Here is a 23,437-nt window from a genome sequence, read left to right on the forward strand (position 1 = left end):
GCACCGGACTCCACGTCCGATGCCCGCCTTAGTCTTGATCAGAGGATTTTCGCCGGACATCCGCGCCCGGCCCCAGCTACTCCGAGCCCCGAGCCTCCGGCCCGATCAGGGACTCGACCTGCGCCGCCGGCACGGGCCGGCCGAAGTAGTAGCCTTGGCCGCTCGCGCAGCCCAGCCGGAGCAGTTCGGCCGCCTGCTCCGCCGTCTCGATGCCTTCGGCAACGGCCTTGAGCCCGCAGGCGTGGATGAGGTGCAACACCGCCGCGACGAAGTTGCTCTGCTCCTCGTCTGTTCCCAGCCCGGCGATCAGGCTCTTGTCGATCTTGACCACGTTGACCGGCAGTCGCCGCAGGTAGCTGATCGATGAATAGCCGGTGCCGAAGTCATCGATTTCGAGCTGCACTCCCAGTCGCCGCAGCCCGCTCAGTGAATACCTGTCCACGTCTCCGCCGTTGATGGCCATCGACTCCGTGAGTTCGACGATGAGGTTGGCGGCGTCCACCCCAGTTTCCTGGAGGATGTCTCGGACGTGGTCGATCAGGTCGAGGTTCTGCAATTCTGTCGTTGAGATGTTGACGCGGACGTTGAATGTGTCGTCCACGTTCAGTTCCTGCTGCCAGCGCCGCAGTTGGCGCACTGCGTTCTGCAGGACCCAGTGGCCCAGGTCCACGATCATGCCGGTCTCTTCCGCCAGCGGGATGAAGGAGTCGGGCATCAGGAGGCCACGCTCCGGGTGGTTCCAGCGCACCAGCGCTTCCACACCTTCAATCCGGCCGGTGGCAAGGTCCACCACGGGCTGGTAATGCAGGGTGAGCTGGTCCTGGTGGATCGCCTCGCGCAGTTCGGTGATCAGCACGCTCTGCAGCCTGCGGGCATAGAGCAGCGCCGGTTCGAACACCTTAATGCTGCTGTGCGGCTGGGCTTTGGCGGCGTACATCGCAGTGTCTGCCTCCATGACCAGATCGTCGACAGACTGTCCGGGTTCCGCGACCCGCAGCCCGATGCTGGTACCGCAGGTAATGCGGAGGTCCCCGATTTCCAGGCTCTCGCCGAGCGACTTGAGGATCCTGTTGGCGACCCGCCGGGCCCTGACCAGGTTGGACTTCGGCAGCATCACGGCGAATTCGTCGCCACCGAGGCGTGCGACCGTGTCCGTCTCGCGGACGGCCTGCTGCAGCCGCCGCGAGATCACCCGGAGGACATCGTCACCGGCGCTATGGCCCAGGGTGTCGTTGATGCCCTTGAACGAGTCGAGGTCAAGGACCAGCAGGGCCGGCGGCAGTTCGCCCCGGGTCGTCTCTGCGAGCGCGTGACTCAGGACCGAGTTCAGCGCCGTCCGGTTGGCCAGCTGGGTCAGCGGGTCGGTCAGCGCCATCCGCTCCAGCTCGACCTGGGCGTCGCGCAGCATTGCCGTCCGGCTTTCGACCCGTTCCTCGAGTTCCTGGTAAATGGTCTGCAGGTCGTCCGCCATCAGGTTGATCCCGGCGATGACCGCGGCGACGTCGTCCCTGGCCCCGGATTGGGGAATCCTGGTGGTCAGGTCACCACTGGCGATCCGGACGATGCCTTCAACGAGGGCGTGCAGCCTGGGGTCCGGCGGATCAGTCTTCACGCGTGTAGTGCCCTAACCAGTCGATGGCCTCGGCTTCGGACTTAAAGAACTGCGCCGGGATGGTCTCGGTCTTGGACCGCAACAGATAATGCGCGATCACGCGGTCCACGGGGCTTTCACCCACGAGGGCAAACGCGGACGCCGCAATGGAGCTGCTGTAGACGTGCCGCGCGTCGGGGCTGATGCCCACCACCCCCGTGATGACCAGCAGCACAGGCATGCGCCGGCCCTTGGCCAGGGCCCTGACCGCGGCTCCGGCCACCCGGGCCTCGGGTCCCTCGATTTCCGCGTCGGTGGGAAGTTCTATCTCGATGATGCCGCCGTCGCGCAAACGCACTCCGATCGCGGCACGGGTGAGTGACGGCATCCCGGCGTCCTCCGTGGTGGCCGGTTCCGTGGCGGCAGGCTCTGCGGGGGTCAGTTCGTCCGGTTCGGCCAGGGCATCGATCGTCATCGGAAGTCAGTCCAGCGGTGGGCCGGAACAGCCGGTTTACGGGCCAGGCCGGCGTCGTCGTCGACAATGCCCTCCCCCATGCCCGCAAAGGCAATCGCCGCCCTGGAGCGCCGCAAGCCTAGCTCATCAGACATTCGTCCCCATTGGACTCCGACGTCGGCCACTCGTCGTGCGCGGGAGTCGCGTCGCGCACGCCGCACCGGAGTGTTCCGGTGAATGCCCCCATGATAATCGAAGGTCAGGCGATTGTGAGACACAAGACACCCCCGAACTGATCTGCCCATCCAGTCCGGAGCCCTGCCTCAGACGGCACCGCGGGCCGCCGCCGTCGCCCGCGCCCTGGCCAGCCGCCGGACCGTGCGCTCCTTGCCCACCCGCTGCGCGACCACCAGCCCGACGGCGGACGTGCCGATCGTGATGGGATATCCCATCAGCCGCTCCAGTGCGCCGGGCTCCGGCACCTCCATCCCGGTCACGCCGCCGGCGATCAGGGCGCCGAGGGACACGACGCCGCACACGAGGATGAACCGGCTCAGCGGCGTCTGCCGCAGCCAGAGCCACCCCAGCAGCACCAGCGCCAGACCCCCTGCCGCGAAGTACAGGATGGCGCCCACCGCATGCCACGCGGAGCCGGCGTCCTCGGGAACCAGCCCCACGATGACGGTCCCGAGGCCGCCGGCGGCGGTGAACGCGCGCGCGGCGATCGCCGTTGCCCACGGGATCCGGCCGCCGGGAACCGGGGTGGACCGGCCGCCGGGAACCAAGGTGAACCGTGCGCCGGGCCGCGCCGCTGTGCACAGCACCGGCACGCTGATAAGCAGCGCGCCCACCATCATGCCAATCCCCTGGACCACGAAGGAGGCGTTCATCAGCACGTGCGCCGGCGAGCAGACGTCCCGGCCGTCGAAAACCCCGCAGCCGACGGCGCCCAGGTCGCTGATGAAGCCGGTCCGGCGGCTGTACGGCTGCCTGCCCGCCCACGCTCCGATCACGGCCGCCTCCGCCACGAAATACTGCAGCACGCTGAGCAGAGCCAGCGCGCCCGCGTAGAACCTGGTGGACGGCAGGTCCGGGATGTAGATGATGTCCTGGGAGGGCGGGCCAGCGGGGGCGGTCATGCCAAGAGCGTAGTACGGCCCGTCACCTTGTATGCTTATATCCGTGTCCGAACGGGCCGGCCAGCGGCCGGCCAGCGCGGACGCCCGCCCTCGTAGCTCAGTGGATAGAGCACGGCTCTCCTAAAGCCGGTGTCGTTGGTTCGATTCCAATCGAGGGCACTTGAACCCCCAGTCCCCGGACGACGCTCCGGATTTCGATCTCCGTGCCTACCTGCTGTGCGACTGGACCGTGCAACGTACCCTCCTGGACCGGTCCACCGGCAGCCGGGGGACCTTCACCGGCGTCGTCCGCTTCACCGAAACACTCGACGACGGCGGCCTCCGTCTCCGCGAAGAGGGCACCGTTTCCTGGGCGTCAGTCCCCGGCGGTCCGGCCGGCACACCGTTCACCGGTCCCGCCAGCCGGGAGTACCTGCTCCGCCCCGCCGGCGCGCCGGACTCGATGGACATGTCCTTCCCGGACGGCCGGCCGTTCCACCGCATCGGCTTCGGCCCGCAGAGCAGCCAGGACCAGCACTGGTGCGACCCCGACACCTACCGCGTGCGCTACACCCGGATCGGCCCGGACGAGTTCCGCTATGAGTGGGATGTCACCGGGCCGGCGAAGGACCAGCTGCTCACGTCGGTCCTGCGCCGCGCCACGGGCTCCGCGGCATGAACCCGCTCATCGTTGTCTCCGCGGTCTGTGTCTTCGACGAGGCAGGACGCCTCCTGACCGTCCGCAAACGGGGCACGGACAAGTTCATGCATCCCGGTGGTAAGCCCGAGGCGGGCGAGACCGCGGCCCAGACGGCCGCCCGGGAACTGGCCGAAGAAGTCGGGATTGTCCTCGCGGCGGACGAACTGGTGCTCCTGGGCATCTGGTTCGCGGACGCCGCCAACGAGGCCGCGACGCAGATCCAGGCTACGGTCTTTACGGCCCCTGGGGTCTGGCAGGCCCATCCGTCCGCGGAGATCGTCGAGATCCGCTGGCTTGACCTGGCCGGGGAGCTGCCGGACGATCTCGCCCCGCTGCTCACCGACCACGTCCTGCCCGCCCTCGCCGGTCAGCCCGGCTAGGTTCCCGGAACGGCGTCTTCGGCCACAGCGCTGGCCTCGCTGAACTGGGTGCGGTACAGCTCGGCGTACCGTCCCTCGGCGGCGAGCAGTTCGGTGTGCGTGCCGCGCTCGACGATCCGGCCGTCCTCCACCACCAGGATGGCGTCCGCGGCCCGGATGGTTGAGAGCCGGTGTGCGATCACGACGGCGGTGCGGCCCTCGAGTGCCGCGCCCAGCGCCTCCTGGACCGCGGCCTCATTGGTCGAGTCCAGGGCCGCGGTGGCCTCGTCCAGGATCACGACGCGCGGCTGCGCAATAAGCAGCCGGGCGATGGTGAGCCGCTGGCGTTCGCCGCCCGACAGCCGGTAGCCGCGCTCCCCCACCACGGTATCCAGGCCGTCCGGAAGCGAACGGATCATGTCTTCCAGCCGGGCCTGCCGCAGCACGTCCCACATGAGCTCGTCGCTGGCCTCCGGACGGGCCAGGCGCAGGTTGGAGGCGATGCTCTCGTGGAACAGGTGGCCGTCCTGCGTGACCATGCCGAGGGTCTGCCGCATCGAATCGAAGGTCAGGTCACGGACGTCCACGTCGGTTCCAGGCGTGCTTCCGCCGAAGCGGACGGCGCCGGAATCGACGTCGTACAGGCGCGAGAGCAGCTGCGCGATGGTGGACTTGCCGGCCCCCGAGGAGCCCACCAGGGCGACGGTCTGCCCGGGTTCCACGCGGAAGCTGATGCCGTGCAGCACCTCTTCGCCGCCGCGGGTGTCGAGCGTGGACACGTCCTCCAGGGAGGCCAGCGAGACCTTGTCCGCCGCGGGGTAGGAGAAGCGGACGTCGTCGAACTCCACGGACAGCGGCCCGGCCGGCGAGGTCACCGCGTCGGGCTTCTGCTGGATGAGCGGCTTGAGGTCCAGGATCTCGAAGACGCGTTCGAAGCTGACCAGGGCGCTCATGATTTCGACCCGGGCGTTGGAGAGCGCGGTGAGCGGCGCGTACAGGCGGGTGAGCAGCAGGGCCAGCACGACGACGTCGCCCGCGGCCAGCTGCCCCTGCAGCGCCAGGAAGCCGCCCAGGCCGTAGACCAGCGCAAGGGCCAGCGCCGAAACGAGCGTCAGGGCGGTTACGAAGGTGAACTGCAGCATCGCAGTGCGGATGCCGATATCCCGCACGCGCCCGGCGCGGACGGCGAACTCCCGGGATTCCTCGTCGGGGCGGCCGAAGAGCTTCACCAGGGTGGCGCCCGGTGCGGAGAATCGTTCCGTCATCTGGGTGCCCATGGACGCGTTGTGCTCGGCGGCTTCACGGCGCAGGTCGGCCAGCTTGGAGCCCATCCGGCGGGCCGGGATCAGGAAGATCGGCAGCAGGATCATGGCGAGCACGGTGATGAGCCAGGACTTCCCCAGCATCACCACGAGGGTCAGGGCGAGGGCCACGACGTTGCTGACGACCCCGGACAGGGTTCCGGCGAACGCCGACTGCGCGCCGATCACGTCGTTGTTCAGCCGGCTCACGAGTGCCCCGGTGCGGGTGCGGGTGAAGAAGGCGATCGGCATTTTCTGCACATGGTCGAAGACCTTGGTGCGCAGGTCCACGATCACACCCTCGCCGATGGTGGAGGACAGCCAGCGCGTGACGAGTCCCAGCCCGGCTTCGGCCACCGCCACGATGGCGATCAGCACGGCCAGCCAGACCACGACGTCGGTGCCCGCCCCGGCGATGATCGCGTCAACCACCTGGCCGGCGAGGACCGGGGTGGCGACGGCGAGCACGGCCATCACGATCGACAGCAGGACAAAGGCGATCAGCTTGCCCTTGTGCGGGCGGGCGAAGCTGAAAACCCGCTTGAGCGTCTCCTTCGAGAACGGCTTCGAGCCGCTCGAGGCCCGCGTGATGTTGTAAAGGGAGCTCCAGGCTACCCGGTCCATGCTCATTTTTTGTTGCCTTTCGGGGCGGTATGGCCCAAGAGCTCGGTGACGGCGCCGTTGTCCACGTCCCAGCGCGCGTCAAGGCGCACGTTTTCCAGCAGCCGGCGGTCGTGCGTGACCAGCAGCAGGGCGCCGTCGTAGCTTTCGAGGGCTCCCTCGAGCTGTTCGATCGCCGGCAGGTCCAGATGGTTGGTGGGTTCGTCGAGTACGAGCAGGTTCACGCCGCGGGCCTGCAGCAGGGCCAGGGCAGCACGGGTCCGCTCCCCCGGCGAGAGGGAATCAACCGGGCGGGACGTGTGGTCGGCCTTGAGCCCGAACTTGGCCAGCAGGGTGCGGACTTCGGCCGGGGTTTGGTCCGTCAGCACGGCTTCGACGGCGTCGCCCAGTTTCAGATCGCCGGCCAGCAACCCCCTTGCCTGGTCGATCTCACCGACGGCGACCGAGGCGCCCCTCGAGGCGTCGCCGGCATCGGGCCGCTGGACGCCCAGCAGCAGGCGGAGCAGGGTGGACTTGCCCGCGCCGTTGGGCCCGGTGATGCCAATCCGTTCCCCGGCGTTGAGCTGCAGGTTCACCGGTCCGAGCGTGAAGTCCCCCTGGTGCACGACGGCGTCGCGGAGCGTCGCCACGACGGCGCTGGAACGCGGGGCCTGGCCGATGCTGAACTGCAGCTGCCACTCCTTGCGGGGTTCATCGACCTCCTCGAGCCGGGCGATGCGGGATTCCATCTGGCGGACCTTCTGGCCCTGCTTTTCGGAGGACTCGGTGCTGGCCGCGCGCCGGATCTTGTCGTTGTCCGGGTTCTTCTTCATCGCGTTGCGGACACCCTGGGAGCTCCACTCGCGCTGGGTACGGGCCCGGGAGACGAGATCGGCCTTGGTGTTGGCGAACTCCTCATACCGTTCGCGGGCATGCCGGCGCGCCACGGCCCGCTCCTCCAGGTAGGCCTCGTAGCCGCCGTCGTAGACCGCCACGGAGTTTTGCGCGAGGTCCAGCTCCACGATGGTGGTCACGCAGCGGGCGAGGAACTCCCGGTCATGGGACACCAGCACCACGCCGCCGCGGAGGCCCTGCACGAACGCCTCGAGTTTGGCCAGACCGTTGAGGTCCAGGTCGTTGGTGGGTTCGTCCAGCAGCACAATGTCGAAGCGGCTCAGCAGCAGCGCCGCCAGCGCCACGCGGGCCGCCTGGCCGCCGGAGAGCCCGGTCATGTCGGCGTCCTGGCCGACTTCGAGGCCCAGGTCAGCCAGCACGGCCGGGACGCGGTCTTCCAGGTCCGCGGCGCCGGAGGCCATCCAGCGGTCGAACGCGAGGGAATAGTCGTCGTCGGAGCCCGGCGCGCCAGTGCCCAGAGCCTCGGCCGCGGACTCCATGTCCCGGGTGGCCTGGGCGCAGCCGGTGCGCCGGGCGATGTAGCCGCCGACCGTTTCGCCCTCGATCCGCTCGTGTTCCTGCGGGAGCCAGCCCACAAACGCGTCTGCCGGGGAAAGGCTGACGGTTCCCTCCTGCGGCGCGTCGACGCCGGCCAGCAGCCGGAGCAGCGTGGATTTGCCCGCACCATTGGCTCCGACGACGCCGACGACGTCCCCCGGCGCGACGGTCAGGGAGAGTTTGGAGAAGAGCGTGCGGTGGTCGTGGCCACCGGTGAGGTCCTTGGCAACAAGGGTTGCAGTCATTAGTCCATCCTCTCACCGCGGCCCAAAACGGGTGGTCCAAAACGGTCCGCCGGCGGGCAATCCAGGCGCCAGGAGACGCCGGGCATGAAAGAACCCGCTGGTCCGGACTTGGGGGGTGTACGGACCAGCGGGTTCGAGCATTTAGCATAGTTGAATCAGCACCTCCCGTAAAATCAACGAAGTCGGCGCTCCACCGAACCTCGGAAGCCGCGCCGGCATTCGACTCTGCAGGAAGCCATAAATGCCCTTACCCGCCAAGGCGTTTCAACTCTGGCTCCATGTCGTCGCCCCCACCGCTAGCACCTCCGACATCTGCAGGATCTCCGGGATCAAGCGCACCACCCTCGCCCAGCAGCTGGTCCGCGGAAAAGTCGCCGAAACCACCCTCGTCAGCATCAGCCGGGCCCTGAAGCTGAGTCCGCTCGCCGAACTGGCCGGCTTCGGCGCCTACGCCGAGCTGGCCGGGCAACCGCAGCCGCCGACCGCCGCCGAACTGGTCAGCCAGGTTGCCACCATGGATCTGCTCCGCGCGGTCATATCCCGCTCCTCGCCCGCGTACGGAGGCTACGGCGATGACGGCAGTGCCTTGACGCCCGACCTCGGGCCCGCCCCCCATGCCACCTCGGTCCGGAACTGGGTGGACGCGATCGACGACGGCGAGCTGCGGCACCGGGTCTCCGCCGCCACCGGTGTCGCGCCGCAGAACTATTCGGCCCAGTTGACCGCCAATCGGCTCTCCCCGGAGCTGGCGGTCGCGACCGCCCGCGCCGCGGGCGTAGGATTCACTGGCGGACTCGTCGCCACGGGCTTGATCACGGAAGCCGAGGCCGGTTGGCCGCCGGAAGCTAAACAAGCCGCGCTGGACGCGCTCTCCGATGGCGAGCTCACGGCCCTGGCCGGCGAGCGCCTGCAGTCCCTCGGTAAATCCCTGCGCCGGCAGGAACACGAACACGAACAAACAAAAAAGATATGGGAGAACCTCGGGTGATCGCGATCCTTCAGTGGACTACGCTCGCGGTCTGCGCTCTTGTCGCGGTCGCACGGATTCCGAGCGCCCTCCGGGGTGAGAATCGATCGCTGTTCTTCGCCTACGCGTTAATGACTGTGGGAATCTTGTTGAGCATCGATGCACCCTATCTGGAAGTGGACCGGGTCGTCGGCGGCGTGAACATCGCCAACCTCGTGCTGCGCTTCATCATTTTCGGTATTATCTTCATCCTCGGACTCAGAATCGCCCGCGCCTTCGGTGCCGACGACGCCCTCCGGCTGATCACCGGCCCCGCCGGGATCACTATTGCCGGAGCGGCAGCGGTGACGGTCGTTGTTGTCTTCCTGATGATGGACACCGTGGGTTCGTCCGCCGGATTAGTCAGCGTTTCCGCCAAAGATGCCTACAACGGAGCGCTGGTCGAATACTACGGCGCCGCTGGGCGCCTCTATCCCGCGTACATCACGCTAGCCCTTTTGCCCGCCATGGTGAGGACGGTCCGCAGCACGCTGCCCGGCCTCGTGCGGCTCGGCGCTGCCTTGTTGGCTACGGGTTCGGTTGCCATGACTTTCAGCCTCCTGTCGCCGGTAATTCCCGCGTCGCTGGGATACCTTCGGTTCGTCCTGAACTACGGCGCGGTGCTGTGCCTCGTCGCCGGGCTTGCCGCGATCTGGCTGTCTAAGATCGTGGCAGCTAAGACGTCGCAGACTAAATTGACCGGATAGGCACTGTGGCATCCTCATTACCGGCGCCCTGTTCGCGGTTTTGGGCATTCCTGTATATTTCGCGCCGGGCAGCTGGGCCGGGGCACAGCACTTCGTCAACTACGCAGCGGCTCTGGGTTATGTCCCTGGCCTCGCCGCGTTCTGGTTCTCCGGGCTGATCGCGGACACATCAGGTAACGCTAAGGCAACGTTACGTCAGACTACCCTCCAGGCATTCACAAAATCATTAGACCGTGAGAGAATCATGAATGTGTGAAAGCGGCAGTCGTTTCGTGAACGGGGAGGATCCGTGCGAGGCCGAGGCAGCCGCCTAAGCGCCATTGGGGGGATGAGTGGTAGCGGTCCAGCTGGACCGCTCCCACTCAGCCTGGTTAAAGCTCCTTTGCCGGCGCGGTGTGAGTTTCCCCGGGCCGCCGGCCTCAGCGCACGAATCTCAAAGTGACCAGCTGGAAGGGCCGAAGCGCCAGGTCCGCCGAGTCCCCCGACGCCGTGACGCCCGGCGCCGCGGCCGGACGCTCCAGCAGGTCCACCGGGTGGACGCCGCCGGCGCCGAATCGGGCCGTCACGAGTCCAGCGGAGCGCTCCCCCAGCGATTCGTAGATCCGCACGATCACATCGCCTGAGCCATCCTCTGCCAGCTTCACGGCTTCCACAACGAGGGCCGGGTTGGACACCGTGATAATCGGTTCCACGCCATGGGCGCCCTGCAGCACCCTCGGCGCCAGGTTGGAGCGGTAGCCCTCCTCGACCGCGTCGGCGATACCGGCGCCGGGCCGGATGGTGACGTTCAACTCGTGCCGGCCGCGGTCCGCGCCGGGGTCCGGAAACTTGGGGGCGCGCAGCAGCGAGAGTCGCACCGTGGTGGTCGTCCCGCCGTCGTCCTCGCGGATGGTCCGGGTGACGTCATGGCCGTAGGTCGATGAGTTGGAAACCGCCACCCCGTAGCCCGGCTCGGCGACGTGGATCCACCGGTGCGCGCAGATCTCGAACTTCGCGGTTTCCCAGGAGGTGTTGAGGGTCGTCGGGCGGAAGACGTGGCCGAACTGCGTCTCCGAGGCCGAGCGGTCCGCCCGGACGTCGAGGGCGAACCCGAGCTTGAGCAGCTTTTCGCTTTCGTGCCAGTCTACGGCCGTGGAAATCGCGAGCGACGCCGCTCCGGGCTCCAGCGAGATCCGCTGGGTCACCGCGGAAGCGCCCGCCAGCCGTTCAACTACGACGGCGGCGCCCCGGCCGCTGCGCTCGACCCCCACCGACCTTGCAGCGGTCAGCCGGACGACGTTGCGGCGGTAGAAGGCGTCGATGTCCCACGCATCCCATTCGTTGGGTGTGTCCCGGTGCAGCTCCAGCAGGTTCCCGAACTGCCCGGGGGCGATCGCGTCGCGCCCGCTCGCATAGTCGACCAGGGATTCCAGCAGGCCGTCGGCGTTGATGGCGGCGCGGATAATCCCGTTGTCGAGGATGTAGCCGCCGCCGGCTTCGGTGGCCTGCACCGGCTGGCCGGGGACGACCGGTTCTGCCGCGCCGAGCGGGGCGACGCCGTGCCGCGGGTGCGGGGCTGCATTGAGCAGGAATTCGGTGTCTCCGGCACCCAGCACCGCAGCCGCGGCATCGGCGATGATCGCCTCAAGTTGCGTGCCGACGGCGGCGTAGTTCCGCTCGGCGTCCTGGTGCACCCACGCGATCGAGCTGCCCGGGAGGATGTCATGGAACTGCTGCAGCAGGACCAAACGCCAGAGCCGCTTGAGCTCTGCCGCCGGGTAGCTGAACCCGGCGCGCACCGCCGCCGTGGCGCACCAGAGTTCGGCTTCGCGCAGCAGGTGCTCGCTGCGCCGGTTACCCAGTTTGGTTTTGGCCTGGCTGGTGTACGTGCCGCGGTGCAGTTCGAGATACATCTCGCCGACCCAGACCGGAAGTACCTCGTACTCGGCCTGCGCGCGGGCGAAGAAGCTGGCGGCGGAGCCGAGCTCCACTTTCGGCGATCCCTCGAGGTCAGCGGTGCGGCGCGCCGCCGCGAGCATCTCGCGGGTGGGCCCGCCGCCGCCGTCGCCATAGCCAAACGGGACCAGCGACCTCGTGCCCCGGCCGTGGTCCCGGTAGTTGCGCTCGGCGTGGGCGAGCTCCCGGCCGCTGAGCTCGGAGCTGTAGCTGTCCACCGGCGGGAAATGCGTGAAAAGCCGGGTGCCGTCGATCCCTTCCCAGTTGAACGTGTGGTGCGGCATCCGGTTGACCTGGTTCCAGGAGATTTTTTGGGTGAGGAACCACTTGCTGCCGGCGGCCTTGACGATCTGCGGCATGGCCGCCGAGTAACCGAAGGTGTCTGGAAGCCAGGCCTCCTCGCATTCCATGCCGAATTCGGCCAGGAAGAAGCTCTTGCCTTCCAGGAACTGGCGGGCCATGGCCTCGCCGCCGGGCATGTTGGTGTCCGACTCGACCCACATGCCGCCCACCGGGACAAACTGGCCGGTTCTGACCTTCTCCCGAATCCGTTCGAAAAGCTCCGGGTACTGCTCCTTGATCCAGGCGAGCTGCTGGGCCGAGGAGCAGGAAAACACGAACGCGGGATCCTCGTCCATCAGTGCCAGGACGTTGGAGAAGGTGCGGGCGCACTTGCGGATGGTTTCACGGACCGGCCAGAGCCAGGCGGAGTCGATGTGCGCGTGCCCGGTGGCGAGCAGGTGGTGCGCGGAGGCGTACGCCGGGCGGGCCAGGACGCCCGCGAGGGCCTCACGGCCCGCGGCTGCCGTGCCCGGGACGTCATCAGGATCCAGGACGTCCAGCATGCGTTCCAGCGCCCGCAGGATTTCATGACGGCGGGGAAGTTCCATCGGCAGCTCGTGCATCAGGCCATTGAGCGTCCAGATGTCCTGCCGCAGCTCCCAGACGGTCTGGTTGAACTCGGCGATGGCGATCAGGCCGAGCCGGTATTTTGGTTCGTTTCCGGAGGTCGCCTTGTCGCCGTAGGGCGTGGCCGCGAACGTCCACCCCTGCGACAGATCGGGGTTGGCGGCGGCCTCCACGAAGAAATCGACGGACATTCCGCTGCCGAGGAGCTTCAGCGGGATGTACTGGTTCCGCGGCGAGATGGCTTTGATGATGGTTCCATCCGGCCGCCAGGCGATTCCCTCACATTGAAAGCCGGGAAGGTCGCTGCTGAAACCGAGGTCCACGATGATTTCCACCGAGGTGCCGGGCGCCGTTCCCCAGGCGTCCGGAATCTGTCCCTGCAGGCGGAGCCATTTGGTGCTCCACGGCCGTCCCCAGGCAGCTCCGTGGTCCTGGGGCGTGAACTGCTGCCGCAGCGCCTCCGTGGCGGGCACCGGCTCATTCGGGACGTCCCAGCTGCTCAGGGTGAGCGGCACACTGCGCGGGTAGACCGCAGGGACGATGCGTTCGCGAACAAATCGGTCGAGCCGGACTTCCGTGAGACGGCGGTCGTCGTGCAATGAGTTCCTCTTAGCGCTGCGTGGATGACACTGAAATGCATCCAATCGTTGGATAAAATTTACTTTGCCGCGCCGCCCAAGCCAAGGGGCCTCCAGTTGACGCTAGCTGCCGACGGGCGCGGGCACCCCGGCCACACGCCGGGCACCGGCGTACACATTCAGCGACGTGCCGCGGCTGAACCCGGCCAGCGTGATGCCGCTGGCATCGGCCAGTTCGACGGCAAGGCTCGACGGCGCGCTGACCGCGGCGAGGGCGGGGATCCCGGCCAGGGCGGCCTTCTGCACCAGTTCGAAGGACGCCCGCCCGGAGACCTGGAGCACGGTGCCGCGCAGCGGCAGCAGGTTTTCGCGGAGGGCCCAGCCGACCACCTTGTCCACGGCATTGTGGCGTCCCACATCCTCGCGCACGCACAGCAGGTCGGCGGAGCCGTCCTCGGCGATCCGGAAAAGTCCGGCCGCGTGCACGCCGCCGGTGACGTCGAAGACTGCCTGGGCTTCCCGCAGCCGGTCCGGGAGGGACGCGAGCGTGGCCAGCGGGACTGTCAGCGGGTCCTCGGCGGGGCTGTAGTGGGAGGACTTGTGCACGGCTTCGATTGAGTCCGTGCCGCAGATGCCGCAGGAGCTGGAGGTGAAGATGTTCCGCCCGGTGTCCGGGCGGACGACGTCGGGCCTCAGCTGGGCTTCCACCACGTTGAAGGTCTGGACGCCGTTCTCGTCCTCCCCGGCGCAGAACCGCAGCGAGACGAGCTGTTCGGGGCTCCAGATGATGCCCTCGGAGACGAGGAAGCCCGCGACGAGGTCAAAGTCGTGCCCGGGGGTCCGCATCGTGACGGAGAAGGACAAGCCGCCGAGCCGGATTTCCAGCGGCTCCTCGACGGCCAGCACGTCCTCCCGGTGCCGGACGGGGAATTCAAGGGCCTGCGGCGACCCGTCCAGGACATACTTGTGCACCTTGCGGCGCTGCGTGAGGCGGCCCATCAGGTACTCCTAACCAACATAACTCCATCATGGCAAGCACTGGGCCGGGTGGCCAGCGCGCGTTCCAGGCCGGGCATTACCCCAGCAGTTCGCTCCAGTCCACCGGGCCGCCGGTGCCGGCGGGCTTCCGGGCGGTCCGTTTGGGGGCGGGCTTGTCCTTCACCGTGACCGGCGCCGGGAGGGGGGTACGCCAGGGTAGGGCGAAGGCAGGGACGAGTTCGCCCAGCTGCACGCCATGCGGCGGGACCACCAGGACGCCGTCGGCTGCGGCCAGTCCGCGCATCATCCCCGGGCCGGTGTGCTGCGCCGGGGAGGCCATGCCGTAGAGGAGCCGGAATGGCATCAGCCGGGTCCTGCCGGGGTCGGGTTCGATCATGGAGCCGCAGTGAACCTCGGTCACGGGCGGCAGGGTCCGGTGCCCCAGCGCCGCAAGCAGCGGGGCCCCGATGGTTGACAGTGCCATCATGGCCGCGAGCGGGTTCCCCGGAAGCCCGATAATGAACCTGCCGTCCGGCAGTTCAGCCAGCACGGCCGGATGGCCCGGCCGCATGGCAATGCCGTCGATGAGCAGGCGTCCACCGAGCTCCGCGACCGAACGGCGCAGGTGGTCGGTGCCGGACCGGCCGGTGCCGCCGGTGGTGATGACGACGTCGGCGGGCAGCAGTTCCGCGGCGGGACCGGGAGTCTGCGTGGCTGGAGCCGCGCCGTTTTCCGCCGCAGGGTCGGTGTCCTCGAGGGCGGTCAGCCATTCGGCGTAGCTGTCGCCGATTTTCGTTTCGCCGGTGCAGATTCCGCCGAGCATCTCCACGACGCCTGCGAGCTGGGGGCCGAAGGTGTCGCGCACCTCCCCCGGCTGCGGGATCCCCGCCGTGACCACCTCCGAGCCGGTAAACACCAGCCGGACCAAGGCTTTGCCCAGCACCGGGAGGGCGTCGTGACCGCCGACGGCAGCGAGCGCGAGGTGGGCAGGGTTGAGGATGGCGCCGGCTTTGATCAGCACTTCGCCGGCGGAGGCTTCCTCCGCGGCCTTGCGGATGTGTTCGCCGTTCCGCGGCTCACCGGGTTTGGCGCCGCCGCCGAGGCGCAGGACCGGCAGTCCGTCCTCATCGCTGGCGATGGTGCCGCTTTCGCTGCGCAGCACGGCCTTCGCCCCGGGAGGAATCAGTCCGCCCGTGACAATCGGACTGGCCTGGTGGGGTGCCAGCCGCTGGCCGGGTTCCGCGAGGATCCAGGGTCCGCTGCCGTTGACGGCCCAGCCGTCCATGGCGGAGGAGGCGTAGTGCGGCAGGTCCACGAGTGCCTCCACATCGGCGGCCAGTGTCCGGCCCAGGGCCTCGCGCAGGGCAACGGGTGCGGCGGGGATCGGGGCAGCACAGTCGAAGGCGAGCTGCCAGGCTTCCTGCCAGGTGTGCGCCAGGTGCCGATGCGGTGCCTCCGCCTGCGGCGCCTCGCCCGCGGCGTCGGGGGCCGGCCCAGCGGAAGTCTCGTCCGGATGCCCGGGTGCCGGGCCGGCGTCGGGGGTGGTCGTTGCAGGCTCGTCCCCGGCGGCAGCTGGGCTGCCGTGAGGGGGTGCAGCTGTCATGCCCCTGAGGCTTCGCTGGCTGCGTAGTCCGTGGCGAGTTTGCGGGCTACGCCCATCGCGGCCTGCATGGAGGTGGCATCCGAGGCCTGTCCGGAGCCGGAGGCCAGACCAGCCGCGAAGCCGGCGATGAACGTCGTCAACGGTGCGGCCGGGCGCACCACGGCGTGCGCCGCCACTCCGGCGAGGGCAAGGACCTCGTTCACGTCAACCTCGACGTCTTCCAGTTCCAGGGCCTGAAGCAGGGCACGGCACCAGTCTTCGAGTGTTTCATCCTGGCTTTTCACCGTTTGCCTCCAAGGTTGAGTTCAGCTGGGGATCCCCGGGCCGGATGCCACGGTCTCGGCCGTCCCGATCAAGACTGTCTCGTTCGGGACGGTCGTGTTCAGGACGGTCGCTGCCATGCCGTTCCGGCGGGCGGGTAACCCCTAATGCGGAGGCATCGTCCCAAGTGTCCACATCATCCGTGGACCCCTCGGGGACGCTTACTTCCCGCACCTCCAGCCTAGCAAGAAGCGCGAATACCGAGGCGTTTTCGAGGGCACCGCGCCGGGCCGCATCGGCCGCGCGCTGTTGTAGCACGGCTGTGCTATACAAGCCCACAAGGGGTTGACGCCGTCCATCCCGCGACAGTGCCATAAGCCCGTCGTGCCCAGTGGCTGCGGCGACCGCGCCGAGCAGCGCCCGGACGGCGGCGTCCGCCCGGGGCATGTCGCAGGCAAGTACGAGGGTGAAGGGCGCGGCGGCAGGGTGGCGCGGGTCGTGGGCGCGGTTCCGTTCCAGGGCGGCAAGCCCTGCCGCGATGGCGGCGGCAGGTCCGGCATAGGGCGGGTCCTCCCGGCAGCTGACCACACCGTCCGGCAGGTCTCCGGGGTCGGGCCCGACGACGGCGACCGCTGCCGCGCCGCGGACGGCCCGAAGGGCGTGCTCAAGGAGGGTGGCGCCGTCGTGCATCAGGCCGGACTTGGGCACGCCGCCCAGCCGGGATGACCTCCCACCGGAGAGGATGACAGCATCAAATTCCACCCGCCCAGCCTAACGCGGTCCGGCAGGCCGCCACTCCGGCCGGACCGAACGCGCGATCGGACCGAACACGATCGGACCGAATCGCCGGCACGAATCGCCGGACCGGTTCAGGCAGCAGATTCCGGCAGCAGGAAAGGGTCCCAGGCCGGCGTCGGCTTCTCCAGTTCCTTGATCTGCCAGGTTGTCCCGCGGGGCGGCGCCGGGCTGAAGCTCAGCTTCCAGCCCATTTCACCCGGCGTATGGTCCCCTTTGGCATTGTTGCAGCGCAGGCAGGCAGCGACGAGGTTCTCCCAGGAATCCGCACCACCCCTGGATTTGGGCTGGACATGATCAATGGTGTGGGCCGCCTTCCCGCAGTACGCGCAACGGTGTCCGTCCCGGCGAAGCACGCCGCGGCGACTGACAGCCGTTATGTTGTTGTACCGGGGCCTGATGTAGCGATTCAGCAGAATCACCGAGGGCCGGCCAAGGACGTCCTGGGGCCCGACGACAGGATTGTCGCCTTCCGCCACGACGCTGGCCTTTCCGGTCAGCACCAGCACGAGTGCCCGGCGGAAAGTGACAACCGCCAGCGGTTCATATCCAGCATTTAGAACGAGAGTGCGCATCCGCATACCTCTTCACGGCCGCACCCGCCAGGGGCACGAGGGCCGGCTGCCCTCTGCTTGGTCGGGCTATGGACAAAACAAGAGTAAACACGGAGGTGCCGATTTACCGAATATTTTTATCGCGCCACGACCGCAGCCCTCGAAAGTTCACCCGGCGGCAATGCAAAGGGACCCCCGCCAAACGGCGGGGGTCCCTTCGGTTTTCGTTGCTGTGGTCTTAGCCGCCGATGCGGATGAAGACCGGGCCGGAGCCGACGTTGACGCTCTGCAGGGACGTGGTCCCGCCGTTCCAGCCGCCGTGGACGGCCATGCCGTTGCCGACGTAGACGGCGATGTGGGCCATGCCCGAGCCGCCGTTCTGGTAGTACGCGAGGTCGCCGGAGCGTGCCTCGGCGGCGCTCACGGTGCGGCCGAGGGACAGGTAACCTGCCGGCCAGCCGTGGTAGTTGATGCCGGCAGCAGCCAGCGCGTTCGTGGCGAGGGCGGTGCAGTCCTGGCCGATACCGAGCTGGGCGTAGGCAGCCGCGGCGATGGTCGCGCCCATGCCACTGGAAACGGCAGGTGCCTTGGTGGCAGTCGAGGCGGCAGTCAGGGTGGCGCCTCCGACCTGGGTGCCGGCGGTCTTGGCGGCGGGAGCTTCCTCGACCTTGACGACAGGCTTGGGGGCCTCGACGACGGGGGCCGGGGAAGTGGTGACGGCCGGCTTCTCGTAGGAGATGGCGATCGTGGAGGCGGCCGAGATGGTCGCCGGGGAAGCAGCCTGAACCTCGAGGGTGGAAGCGGAGGTGGCTTCGCGCTGGACGTTGGTCTCAGCAGCGTTGGCTGCGATACCGCTGGTCAGGACGAGGCCGGAAGCAGCAGCGATAACGGCTGCCTGGCGACCCATGCCGCCGGCGTTGTCGCCGACAGCCTTGGCAATGACGGCCAGCGAGTTGGTCTTGGTGACCTCGGCGCGGTGCCGTGCGTTTGCACGAGTAGTCATTCAGTTCTCTCTTTCGTGATCCTGGGTCCGCGCTTTTCAGGCGCGGTCTGAGGACGCTCCGGCATCTTGGGGGTACGCCGGATCGCCCCGAAATGGGTTACTTAGCGAAGGGTGTACTGCGAAGACGCGCCAAAAGCGGGAACTGCTTGCAGGTGCATGGCCTGCGGGCCGGACTCAGCAGAGATTGAGTCGGCGGAGTGGAATCCGTTCCGGGCGCCGGCAAGGACGACACGGAGGTTGGATTTCAGCGGGCTCGTAAGAGCCGCGCCAGCGCGGTGAAGCGCAGCATTGTGGCGTGAAGACACGAAAGTAGCCTCTCCCAATGCCTGCGAGGTGAGCTGTCGGATTCGGATGGGAGTCACCCGGCCGCGCTGCTTCCTGGGAAGCTTTGCGACTTAACCCCAAGGTCTTCTTGCGAAGACCAAAATTGGTTCCCCCGCCCCTGCCAGACGATGTCATGCGAACGGACCTTGAGCGGTGGCAGAGCTAGGCAATCCACTCAAGAGCGCCAACTTCGGAAAAGTTGGCGTAGGTCAAACGGTACAGCAGTTGGGAGGCAATGTCACATTCAGATCACGGCGTGTCACAAGAATGCGAGAGCGCCCCATCAGCTTTTAGAGCCAGCCGGTCGGGTCGACGACTTCGCCGTTGACCATGACTTCAAAGTGGAGGTGGCAGCCGGTGGAGGCACCGGTGGTGCCGGACATTGCCACGACATCGCCGCGGGAGACCTGCTGGCCCACCTTGACGGTGGCCGAGGACAGGTGGTTGTAGGTGGTCTCCAGGCCGTTGCCGTGGTCGACCACTACCCGGTTTCCTCCACCGTAGGGATGCCATCCGGTGAACGTCACCGTGCCGCTGGCAGCCGCCAGGACGGCGCTGCCGCACTGGGCGGCATAGTCCTGGCCGCGGTGGAACTCCCCGGAGCCGCCGGTGATGGGGCTGACGCGGTAGCCGAAGGGCGAAGCCGTTTTCAGCTGGGCGAGGGGCGCCCCGAGGCTGCCTGCGGAGGCTGCACGGGTGATCGACCCGGCGGACTGCGCACTCAGCAACTGCTTGAGCTTTCCGTCCGGGTCACCCTGGGTGGTGACGGCGCTACGGCTGAAGTCAATCTTGGCTTCGGCGGCCGTGATGTCGGGCTGGACCGCGGCGGAGATGGAACCGGCGGCGGAGGTGTCCGTGGCCATGACCGGGCCCGTCGCGGGGACGGTGACAGTGAGGACCAGTCCCGTGGCGGCCAGGGCGAGGCCGGCCTTTTGCCCCACGCCACTGGCGGCCGCGAAGTCAGTTACCTGGCGGAACGGACTGCGGCGGTCCCGGCGTGCGTCGCGGTGCGCGTCACGTGGGCGGTCTGCCAGCAAGGCGACGGCCGGACGGGACTCCGGAGCGGGACCGGTCGCACGACGGCGGCCCCTGGCGGTCTGGGTGGTCAAAAGGTTCCTCTCTGGAGAGCCTGCGAAGTTAGCTGTCGGATTCGGGTCAGAGAGATCAAAGACCCGGTCCGCCGTGGCAAGAATCCAGGCACAAAGGGATCCAAAGGGTCCGTTGGTGGAGGGTACTCGCCGCTGACGGACTTCACCCCAAGGCTGTTGAAACAGCCGGAAGTGGTTCCCCCGCCCCTGCCAGAAAGGTGGTTCTGCTACTGATCCGCTGGCAGAGCTCGGCTTCGGATCAGGTAACGCTTTGGTATCGGTACTAGAGACCAACTATAGGCGATTAAGCCATTCAGAGATAAATCCGTTATCGAAGCTGTGCACAACTCATGGGTCGTCGCATCAGCTGTCAGTTAGTGCCGGCTAATCGACGGTAACAAAGACGTGGGCTGCAACCTCGGGTGGCAGCTCCAGGGCGCCTTCGATCTCCGGCACTCGCACCGAGATGTACTCCCCTACCCGCTCCAGCGAAACACTGGCGCCGGGGCGGATGCCTCCCTCGTCCAGTTGGACGAGCAGTTCCGGTTCCACCTGGATGGGCTCGGCGAGGCGGCTCACCCTGATCCGGGAATCCGGCCCGTAGCCGGCCATGGCTTCGAGCAGGTTCACGACGCCCGGTGCGTGGGGCTCGGAAGCCAGTCCGCCCAGTTCCGCGAGGCCGGGAATCGGGTTGCCGTACGGCGAGACCGTGGGGTGGTTTAGCAATTCGAAGATCCGCCGCTCCACCCGTTCGCTCATCACGTGCTCCCAGCGGCAGGCTTCCTCATGGACATACGCCCAGTCGAGGCCGATCACGTCGGCAAGCAGCCGCTCGGCGAGGCGGTGCTTGCGCATCACCCCAATGGCACGTTTCCGGCCGGTTTCGGTCAGTTCAAGGTGCCGGTCGCCGGTAACAACCACCAGGCCATCGCGCTCCATGCGTCCAACGGTCTGGGAAACGGTGGGCCCTGAGTGGCGCAGTCGCTCGGCGATCCGGGCGCGCAGGGCGACAATGTTTTCTTCTTCAAGTTCGAGAATGGTCCGGAGATACATCTCGGTTGTATCGATCAGGTCCGTCATTCAGCTCAGCTCCTCGAGCGCCGTCCTTACGTGATTCCCACGGTACCGCCTGCGGCTGGCGCCCTGGCGGGGTCCGCTACGTTCGCAGGCCAGCTTAGCCTATTTTGAATTACTCCGGATAATCTCAATGACCGGACTGTGACGGTCCCTTTTCCCCGCCCCGCCCGGCAGTCAGGCAGAATGAAACGGTGGCTCCGCCGCAGCCATCCTGCCGGGCCACCCCGAGCCGCACCTCGAACCTGCCGAAAATTGGAGCCACAGTGAGCGACACCAGCATCACGATTCCCGCAAACCTCCTGCCCAAGGACGGCCGGTTCGGCGCCGGACCTTCCAAGGTCCGTCCGGAACAGCTGGCGGCCCTGGCCGCGTCGTCGAAGCTGCTCGGCACCTCCCACCGGCAGGCGCCGGTCAAGAACCTCGTGGGATCGGTCCGGACCGGGCTCAGCGAGTTTTTCCGCGCCCCGGAGGGCTACGAGGTCATCCTGGGCGTCGGCGGGTCCACCGCCTTCTGGGACATCGCGAGCTTCGGCCTGGTCGAAAACAAGGCACAGCACTTGTCCTTCGGCGAGTTTGGCTCAAAATTTGCCGCCGCCACCAACAAGGCACCGTTCCTCGCGGACTCCTCCATCATCAAGTCCGAACCTGGCACACGCCCGGCAGCCCGGGCCGAGGCCGGCGTCGACGTCTACGCCTGGCCCCAGAACGAAACGTCAACGGGTGTCGCTGCTCCGGTCCAGCGTGTAGCCGGTGCCGACGCGGACTCCCTCGTCCTGGTTGACGCCACCTCGGCTGCCGGCGGGCTCGACGTCGACGTCGCCGAGGCGGACGTTTACTACTTCGCCCCGCAGAAGAACTTTGCCTCCGACGGCGGCCTGTGGCTGGGTTTGTTCTCCCCGGCAGCGCTGGAGCGCGCGGCGCGGATCAAGGCCGGCGGACGATGGATCCCGGACTTCCTGGACCTGCAGACGGCGATCGACAACTCGCGGCTGAACCAGACCTACAACACGCCGGCGCTGGCCACGCTCGTCACCCTGGATGCCCAGGTGCAGTGGCTCAACGCCAGCGGAGGGCTGGACTTCGCCTCGTCACGGACCGCGGATTCCGCCGGCCGCATTTACCGCTGGGCCGAGGCATCGGAGTACGCCACCCCGTTTGTCGCGAACGCTGAGGAACGGTCCAACGTCATCGCCACGATCGACTTCGATGACTCCATCGACGCCGCGGCGATCGCCAAGGTGCTTCGCGCCAACGGCATCGTCGACACCGAGCCGTACCGCAAGCTGGGCCGCAACCAGCTCCGCATTGCGACCTTCGTGGCGATCGAGCCCGACGATGTGTCGGCGCTGCTGGAATGCATCGATTTCGTTGTGGGCGAGCTGCAGAAGTAGCTCCGCGCCCATCCCGGCGCTGAAGCGTCAGCGGTCGACGGCGTCGTCGGGTTTTTGTCCCCGGCCGGCGCCGTCCCCGTCGGATGCGTTTTCGTCGGGGCCGGTTCCGCCGCGGGCAGCGGCGGATACCACGCGGAAGTGCCGCAGCCCGCGGGCGCGGCGGTCGAACCGGATCCGCAGCTGCCGGGCCCTGACAATCCACACCAGGCCGATCAGGGCCGCGACCAGGCCGGAGGCCGCCGCGACGCTCAGGGACCAGCGGGGGCCGGCGACGTTGGCGATCCATCCCACGAACGGCGCCCCGATGGGTGTGCCGCCCATAAAGATCGCCATGTACAGCGCCATCACCCGGCCGCGCATCACGGGGTCCGTGGTCGTCTGGACGTAACCGTTGGCGCTGGTCAGCATGGTGATGGCGAACAGCCCCACCGGAACCAGCGCCACACCGAACCAGAAGTAGCTGGGGGCCAGCGCGGCGATGCCCGAGGTCACGCCGAAGGCTCCGGCAGCCCCGAAAATGATCCGCAGCCTGGGCTTTTTTCGCCCGGCGGAGAGCAGGGCCCCGGCGACGGAGCCAATGGCCATGATGGAATTCATCAGACCGAAGGCGCTGGCGTCCAGGCCGAATTCTGTTCCGACCATGGCCGCGATGAAGAGCACGAAATTCAGTCCGAGGGTGCCCACAATAAAAACGGCGACCAGGACCACGACGATGTCCGGGCGGAACCGCACATACCTCAGGCCCTCGCGGATCCGGCCCTTGCCAGCCGCTGCCCGGGGGAGCTGGCGCAGCGACGCCGTCGGAATCCGCCACAGGCTCAGCAGCAGGGCGACGAAGGTCAGGGTGTTGATCAGGAAGACCCAGCCGGGCCCGACGGCGACCGTGAGGATGCCGGCGACTGCGGGCCCGATCATCCTGGCGACATTGAAGGACGCACTGTTGAGGGCCACCGCGTTGGGCAGGTAATCGTCACGGACGAGTTCGGAGACGAAAGTCTGGCGCACGGGGGCATCGAGGGCGGACACAACACCGAGCAGCAGGGCGAAGCCGTAAACATGCCACAGCTGCGCCGCCCCGGAAACCACCAGGATGCCCAGGCCCGCGCTGAGCAGCGCCATCGCAGACTGGGTCAGGACGAGCAGCTGTTTGCGGCTGAAACGGTCGGCCACCAGCCCGGCCACGGGGGCGAGGAAGAGCTGCGGGCCGAGTTGCAGGGCCATGGTGAGGCCCATGGCGCTGGCATCGTGCTCGGTCAGGTGGTCAAAGACCAGCCAGTCCTGGGCAGTGCGCTGCATCCAGGTCCCGATATTGGAAATGACGGCCCCGATGAACCAGATCCGGTAGTTCAGGATATGCAGTGACTTGAAGGTGGACATCATGTCCAGCCCTCACCGTGCAGGCCCCCGG

The 23,437-nt window shown here is 67.7% G+C and carries 21 protein-coding genes, 1 tRNA gene and 2 riboswitches; of the genes, 6 read left to right on the forward strand and 16 right to left on the reverse strand.

The genetic code is table 11. The features are described from left to right. Window positions 1-76 precede the first annotated feature (76 nt). From AC50X9_RS02545 to AC50X9_RS02560, 4 genes are all read right to left on the reverse strand, one after another. Complete coding sequence (locus AC50X9_RS02545; protein WP_494889849.1) at window positions 77-1,612, reverse strand: putative bifunctional diguanylate cyclase/phosphodiesterase; 1,536 nt, start codon at window positions 1,610-1,612, stop codon at window positions 77-79. Continuing rightward, window positions 1,602-2,066, reverse strand: coding sequence for a DUF7793 family protein (locus AC50X9_RS02550; RefSeq protein WP_494889851.1), 465 nt, complete (start codon window positions 2,064-2,066; stop codon window positions 1,602-1,604). The genes AC50X9_RS02545 and AC50X9_RS02550 overlap by 11 nt, the downstream gene beginning before the upstream one ends. Beyond that, window positions 2,063-2,200: a hypothetical protein gene (locus AC50X9_RS02555; protein ID WP_494889853.1), complete on the reverse strand. Its 138-nt coding sequence runs from the start codon at window positions 2,198-2,200 to the stop codon at window positions 2,063-2,065. The genes AC50X9_RS02550 and AC50X9_RS02555 overlap by 4 nt, the downstream gene beginning before the upstream one ends. 168 nt (window positions 2,201-2,368) lie before the next feature. Then, a complete protein-coding gene (locus AC50X9_RS02560; protein WP_494889855.1) occupies window positions 2,369-3,184 on the reverse strand; it encodes a DUF998 domain-containing protein in 816 nt (271 codons plus the stop codon). Window positions 3,185-3,270: 86 nt separating this feature from the next. Here AC50X9_RS02560 and AC50X9_RS02565 point away from each other — a divergent pair. The 3 genes from AC50X9_RS02565 (at window position 3,271) to AC50X9_RS02575 (ending at window position 4,243) form a co-directional block, all read left to right on the forward strand. After that, a tRNA-Arg gene (locus AC50X9_RS02565) sits at window positions 3,271-3,343 on the forward strand. A 1-nt stretch (window position 3,344) separates the two neighbouring features. Then, a complete protein-coding gene (locus AC50X9_RS02570) occupies window positions 3,345-3,842 on the forward strand; it encodes a DUF6314 family protein (protein ID WP_494889857.1) in 498 nt (165 codons plus the stop codon). Further along, window positions 3,839-4,243: an NUDIX hydrolase gene (locus AC50X9_RS02575; RefSeq protein WP_494889859.1), complete on the forward strand. Its 405-nt coding sequence runs from the start codon at window positions 3,839-3,841 to the stop codon at window positions 4,241-4,243. The genes AC50X9_RS02570 and AC50X9_RS02575 overlap by 4 nt, the downstream gene beginning before the upstream one ends. Here AC50X9_RS02575 and AC50X9_RS02580 read toward each other — a convergent pair. Both AC50X9_RS02580 and AC50X9_RS02585 read right to left on the reverse strand, forming a co-directional pair. Then, on the reverse strand, window positions 4,240-6,153 hold the full coding sequence (locus AC50X9_RS02580) for an ABC transporter ATP-binding protein (protein ID WP_494889862.1): 1,914 nt from the start codon (window positions 6,151-6,153) through the stop codon (window positions 4,240-4,242). The genes AC50X9_RS02575 and AC50X9_RS02580 overlap by 4 nt on opposite strands. Continuing rightward, window positions 6,150-7,820 carry an ABC-F family ATP-binding cassette domain-containing protein gene (locus tag AC50X9_RS02585; protein ID WP_494889864.1) on the reverse strand — a complete coding sequence of 557 codons (1,671 nt, stop codon included), beginning with the start codon at window positions 7,818-7,820 and terminating at the stop codon, window positions 6,150-6,152. Before AC50X9_RS02585 ends, AC50X9_RS02580 begins: the two co-directional genes overlap by 4 nt. A gap of 241 nt (window positions 7,821-8,061) precedes the next feature. On the opposite strand from AC50X9_RS02585, the gene AC50X9_RS02590 reads away from it, so the two are divergent. Both AC50X9_RS02590 and AC50X9_RS02595 read left to right on the forward strand, forming a co-directional pair. After that, on the forward strand, window positions 8,062-8,808 hold the full coding sequence (locus AC50X9_RS02590) for a hypothetical protein (protein WP_494889866.1): 747 nt from the start codon (window positions 8,062-8,064) through the stop codon (window positions 8,806-8,808). Next, the gene (locus AC50X9_RS02595; protein WP_494889868.1) at window positions 8,805-9,533 is read left to right on the forward strand and encodes a hypothetical protein; all 729 of its coding nucleotides are present in this window, start codon (window positions 8,805-8,807) and stop codon (window positions 9,531-9,533) included. Before AC50X9_RS02590 ends, AC50X9_RS02595 begins: the two co-directional genes overlap by 4 nt. 419 nt (window positions 9,534-9,952) lie before the next feature. Here AC50X9_RS02595 and AC50X9_RS02600 read toward each other — a convergent pair whose 3' ends face one another. The 9 genes from AC50X9_RS02600 to AC50X9_RS02640 all read right to left on the reverse strand — a co-directional run bounded on the left by AC50X9_RS02600 (window position 9,953) and on the right by AC50X9_RS02640 (window position 20,641). Continuing rightward, the gene (locus tag AC50X9_RS02600; RefSeq protein WP_494889870.1) at window positions 9,953-12,976 is read right to left on the reverse strand and encodes an alpha-mannosidase; all 3,024 of its coding nucleotides are present in this window, start codon (window positions 12,974-12,976) and stop codon (window positions 9,953-9,955) included. A gap of 102 nt (window positions 12,977-13,078) precedes the next feature. Beyond that, window positions 13,079-13,954 carry a formate dehydrogenase accessory sulfurtransferase FdhD gene (fdhD, locus tag AC50X9_RS02605; RefSeq protein WP_494889872.1) on the reverse strand — a complete coding sequence of 292 codons (876 nt, stop codon included), beginning with the start codon at window positions 13,952-13,954 and terminating at the stop codon, window positions 13,079-13,081. A gap of 76 nt (window positions 13,955-14,030) precedes the next feature. Beyond that, on the reverse strand, window positions 14,031-15,536 hold the full coding sequence (locus tag AC50X9_RS02610; RefSeq protein ID WP_494889874.1) for a molybdopterin molybdotransferase MoeA: 1,506 nt from the start codon (window positions 15,534-15,536) through the stop codon (window positions 14,031-14,033). Beyond that, window positions 15,533-15,820, reverse strand: a complete 288-nt coding sequence (locus AC50X9_RS02615; protein ID WP_494889876.1) for a DUF6457 domain-containing protein — start codon at window positions 15,818-15,820, stop codon at window positions 15,533-15,535. The genes AC50X9_RS02610 and AC50X9_RS02615 overlap by 4 nt, the downstream gene beginning before the upstream one ends. Further along, a complete protein-coding gene (gene mobA, locus AC50X9_RS02620; RefSeq protein ID WP_494889878.1) occupies window positions 15,804-16,559 on the reverse strand; it encodes a molybdenum cofactor guanylyltransferase in 756 nt (251 codons plus the stop codon). Before mobA ends, AC50X9_RS02615 begins: the two co-directional genes overlap by 17 nt. Before the next feature lie 107 nt (window positions 16,560-16,666). Next, entirely contained in the window at window positions 16,667-17,167 is a 501-nt protein-coding gene (locus AC50X9_RS02625) for an HNH endonuclease (protein WP_494889880.1), read from the reverse strand. Window positions 17,168-17,384: 217 nt separating this feature from the next. After that, entirely contained in the window at window positions 17,385-18,149 is a 765-nt protein-coding gene (locus tag AC50X9_RS02630) for an NlpC/P60 family protein (protein WP_494889882.1), read from the reverse strand. 309 nt (window positions 18,150-18,458) lie between these two features. Then, a riboswitch (cyclic di-AMP (ydaO/yuaA leader) is annotated at window positions 18,459-18,617 on the reverse strand. 146 nt (window positions 18,618-18,763) lie between these two features. Next, window positions 18,764-19,582, reverse strand: a complete 819-nt coding sequence (locus AC50X9_RS02635; protein WP_494889884.1) for a M23 family metallopeptidase — start codon at window positions 19,580-19,582, stop codon at window positions 18,764-18,766. 2 nt (window positions 19,583-19,584) lie between these two features. Beyond that, window positions 19,585-19,800: riboswitch (cyclic di-AMP (ydaO/yuaA leader) on the reverse strand. Window positions 19,801-19,945: 145 nt separating this feature from the next. Next, on the reverse strand, window positions 19,946-20,641 hold the full coding sequence (locus AC50X9_RS02640) for an iron-dependent transcriptional repressor DtxR (protein WP_494889886.1): 696 nt from the start codon (window positions 20,639-20,641) through the stop codon (window positions 19,946-19,948). Between the two features lie 260 nt (window positions 20,642-20,901). Between AC50X9_RS02640 and serC the strand changes: the two genes are divergently transcribed. Next, window positions 20,902-22,029, forward strand: a complete 1,128-nt coding sequence (gene serC, locus AC50X9_RS02645) for a phosphoserine transaminase (RefSeq protein ID WP_494889888.1) — start codon at window positions 20,902-20,904, stop codon at window positions 22,027-22,029. A gap of 27 nt (window positions 22,030-22,056) precedes the next feature. Here serC and AC50X9_RS02650 read toward each other — a convergent pair whose 3' ends face one another. Beyond that, window positions 22,057-23,406 (reverse strand): MFS transporter, encoded by a 1,350-nt coding sequence (locus tag AC50X9_RS02650; protein WP_494890180.1) that lies wholly within the window; start codon window positions 23,404-23,406, stop codon window positions 22,057-22,059. Window positions 23,407-23,437: the final 31 nt, after the last annotated feature.

Source organism: Pseudarthrobacter sp. HLT1-3, assembly GCF_059383535.1.

Coding starts and splice junctions, on each gene's coding strand:
- AC50X9_RS02550 (WP_494889851.1), bottom strand. CDS start 2,066: ATGACGATCGATGCCCTGGCCGAACCGGACGAACTGACCCCCGCAGAG.
- AC50X9_RS02555 (WP_494889853.1), bottom strand. CDS start 2,200: ATGTCTGATGAGCTAGGCTTGCGGCGCTCCAGGGCGGCGATTGCCTTT.
- AC50X9_RS02560 (WP_494889855.1), bottom strand. CDS start 3,184: ATGACCGCCCCCGCTGGCCCGCCCTCCCAGGACATCATCTACATCCCG.
- AC50X9_RS02575 (WP_494889859.1), top strand. CDS start 3,839: ATGAACCCGCTCATCGTTGTCTCCGCGGTCTGTGTCTTCGACGAGGCA.
- AC50X9_RS02580 (WP_494889862.1), bottom strand. CDS start 6,153: ATGAGCATGGACCGGGTAGCCTGGAGCTCCCTTTACAACATCACGCGG.
- AC50X9_RS02585 (WP_494889864.1), bottom strand. CDS start 7,820: ATGACTGCAACCCTTGTTGCCAAGGACCTCACCGGTGGCCACGACCAC.
- AC50X9_RS02590 (WP_494889866.1), top strand. CDS start 8,062: ATGCCCTTACCCGCCAAGGCGTTTCAACTCTGGCTCCATGTCGTCGCC.
- fdhD (WP_494889872.1), bottom strand. CDS start 13,954: ATGGGCCGCCTCACGCAGCGCCGCAAGGTGCACAAGTATGTCCTGGAC.
- AC50X9_RS02610 (WP_494889874.1), bottom strand. CDS start 15,536: ATGACAGCTGCACCCCCTCACGGCAGCCCAGCTGCCGCCGGGGACGAG.
- AC50X9_RS02625 (WP_494889880.1), bottom strand. CDS start 17,167: ATGCGCACTCTCGTTCTAAATGCTGGATATGAACCGCTGGCGGTTGTC.
- AC50X9_RS02630 (WP_494889882.1), bottom strand. CDS start 18,149: ATGACTACTCGTGCAAACGCACGGCACCGCGCCGAGGTCACCAAGACC.
- AC50X9_RS02640 (WP_494889886.1), bottom strand. CDS start 20,641: ATGACGGACCTGATCGATACAACCGAGATGTATCTCCGGACCATTCTC.
- AC50X9_RS02650 (WP_494890180.1), bottom strand. CDS start 23,406: ATGTCCACCTTCAAGTCACTGCATATCCTGAACTACCGGATCTGGTTC.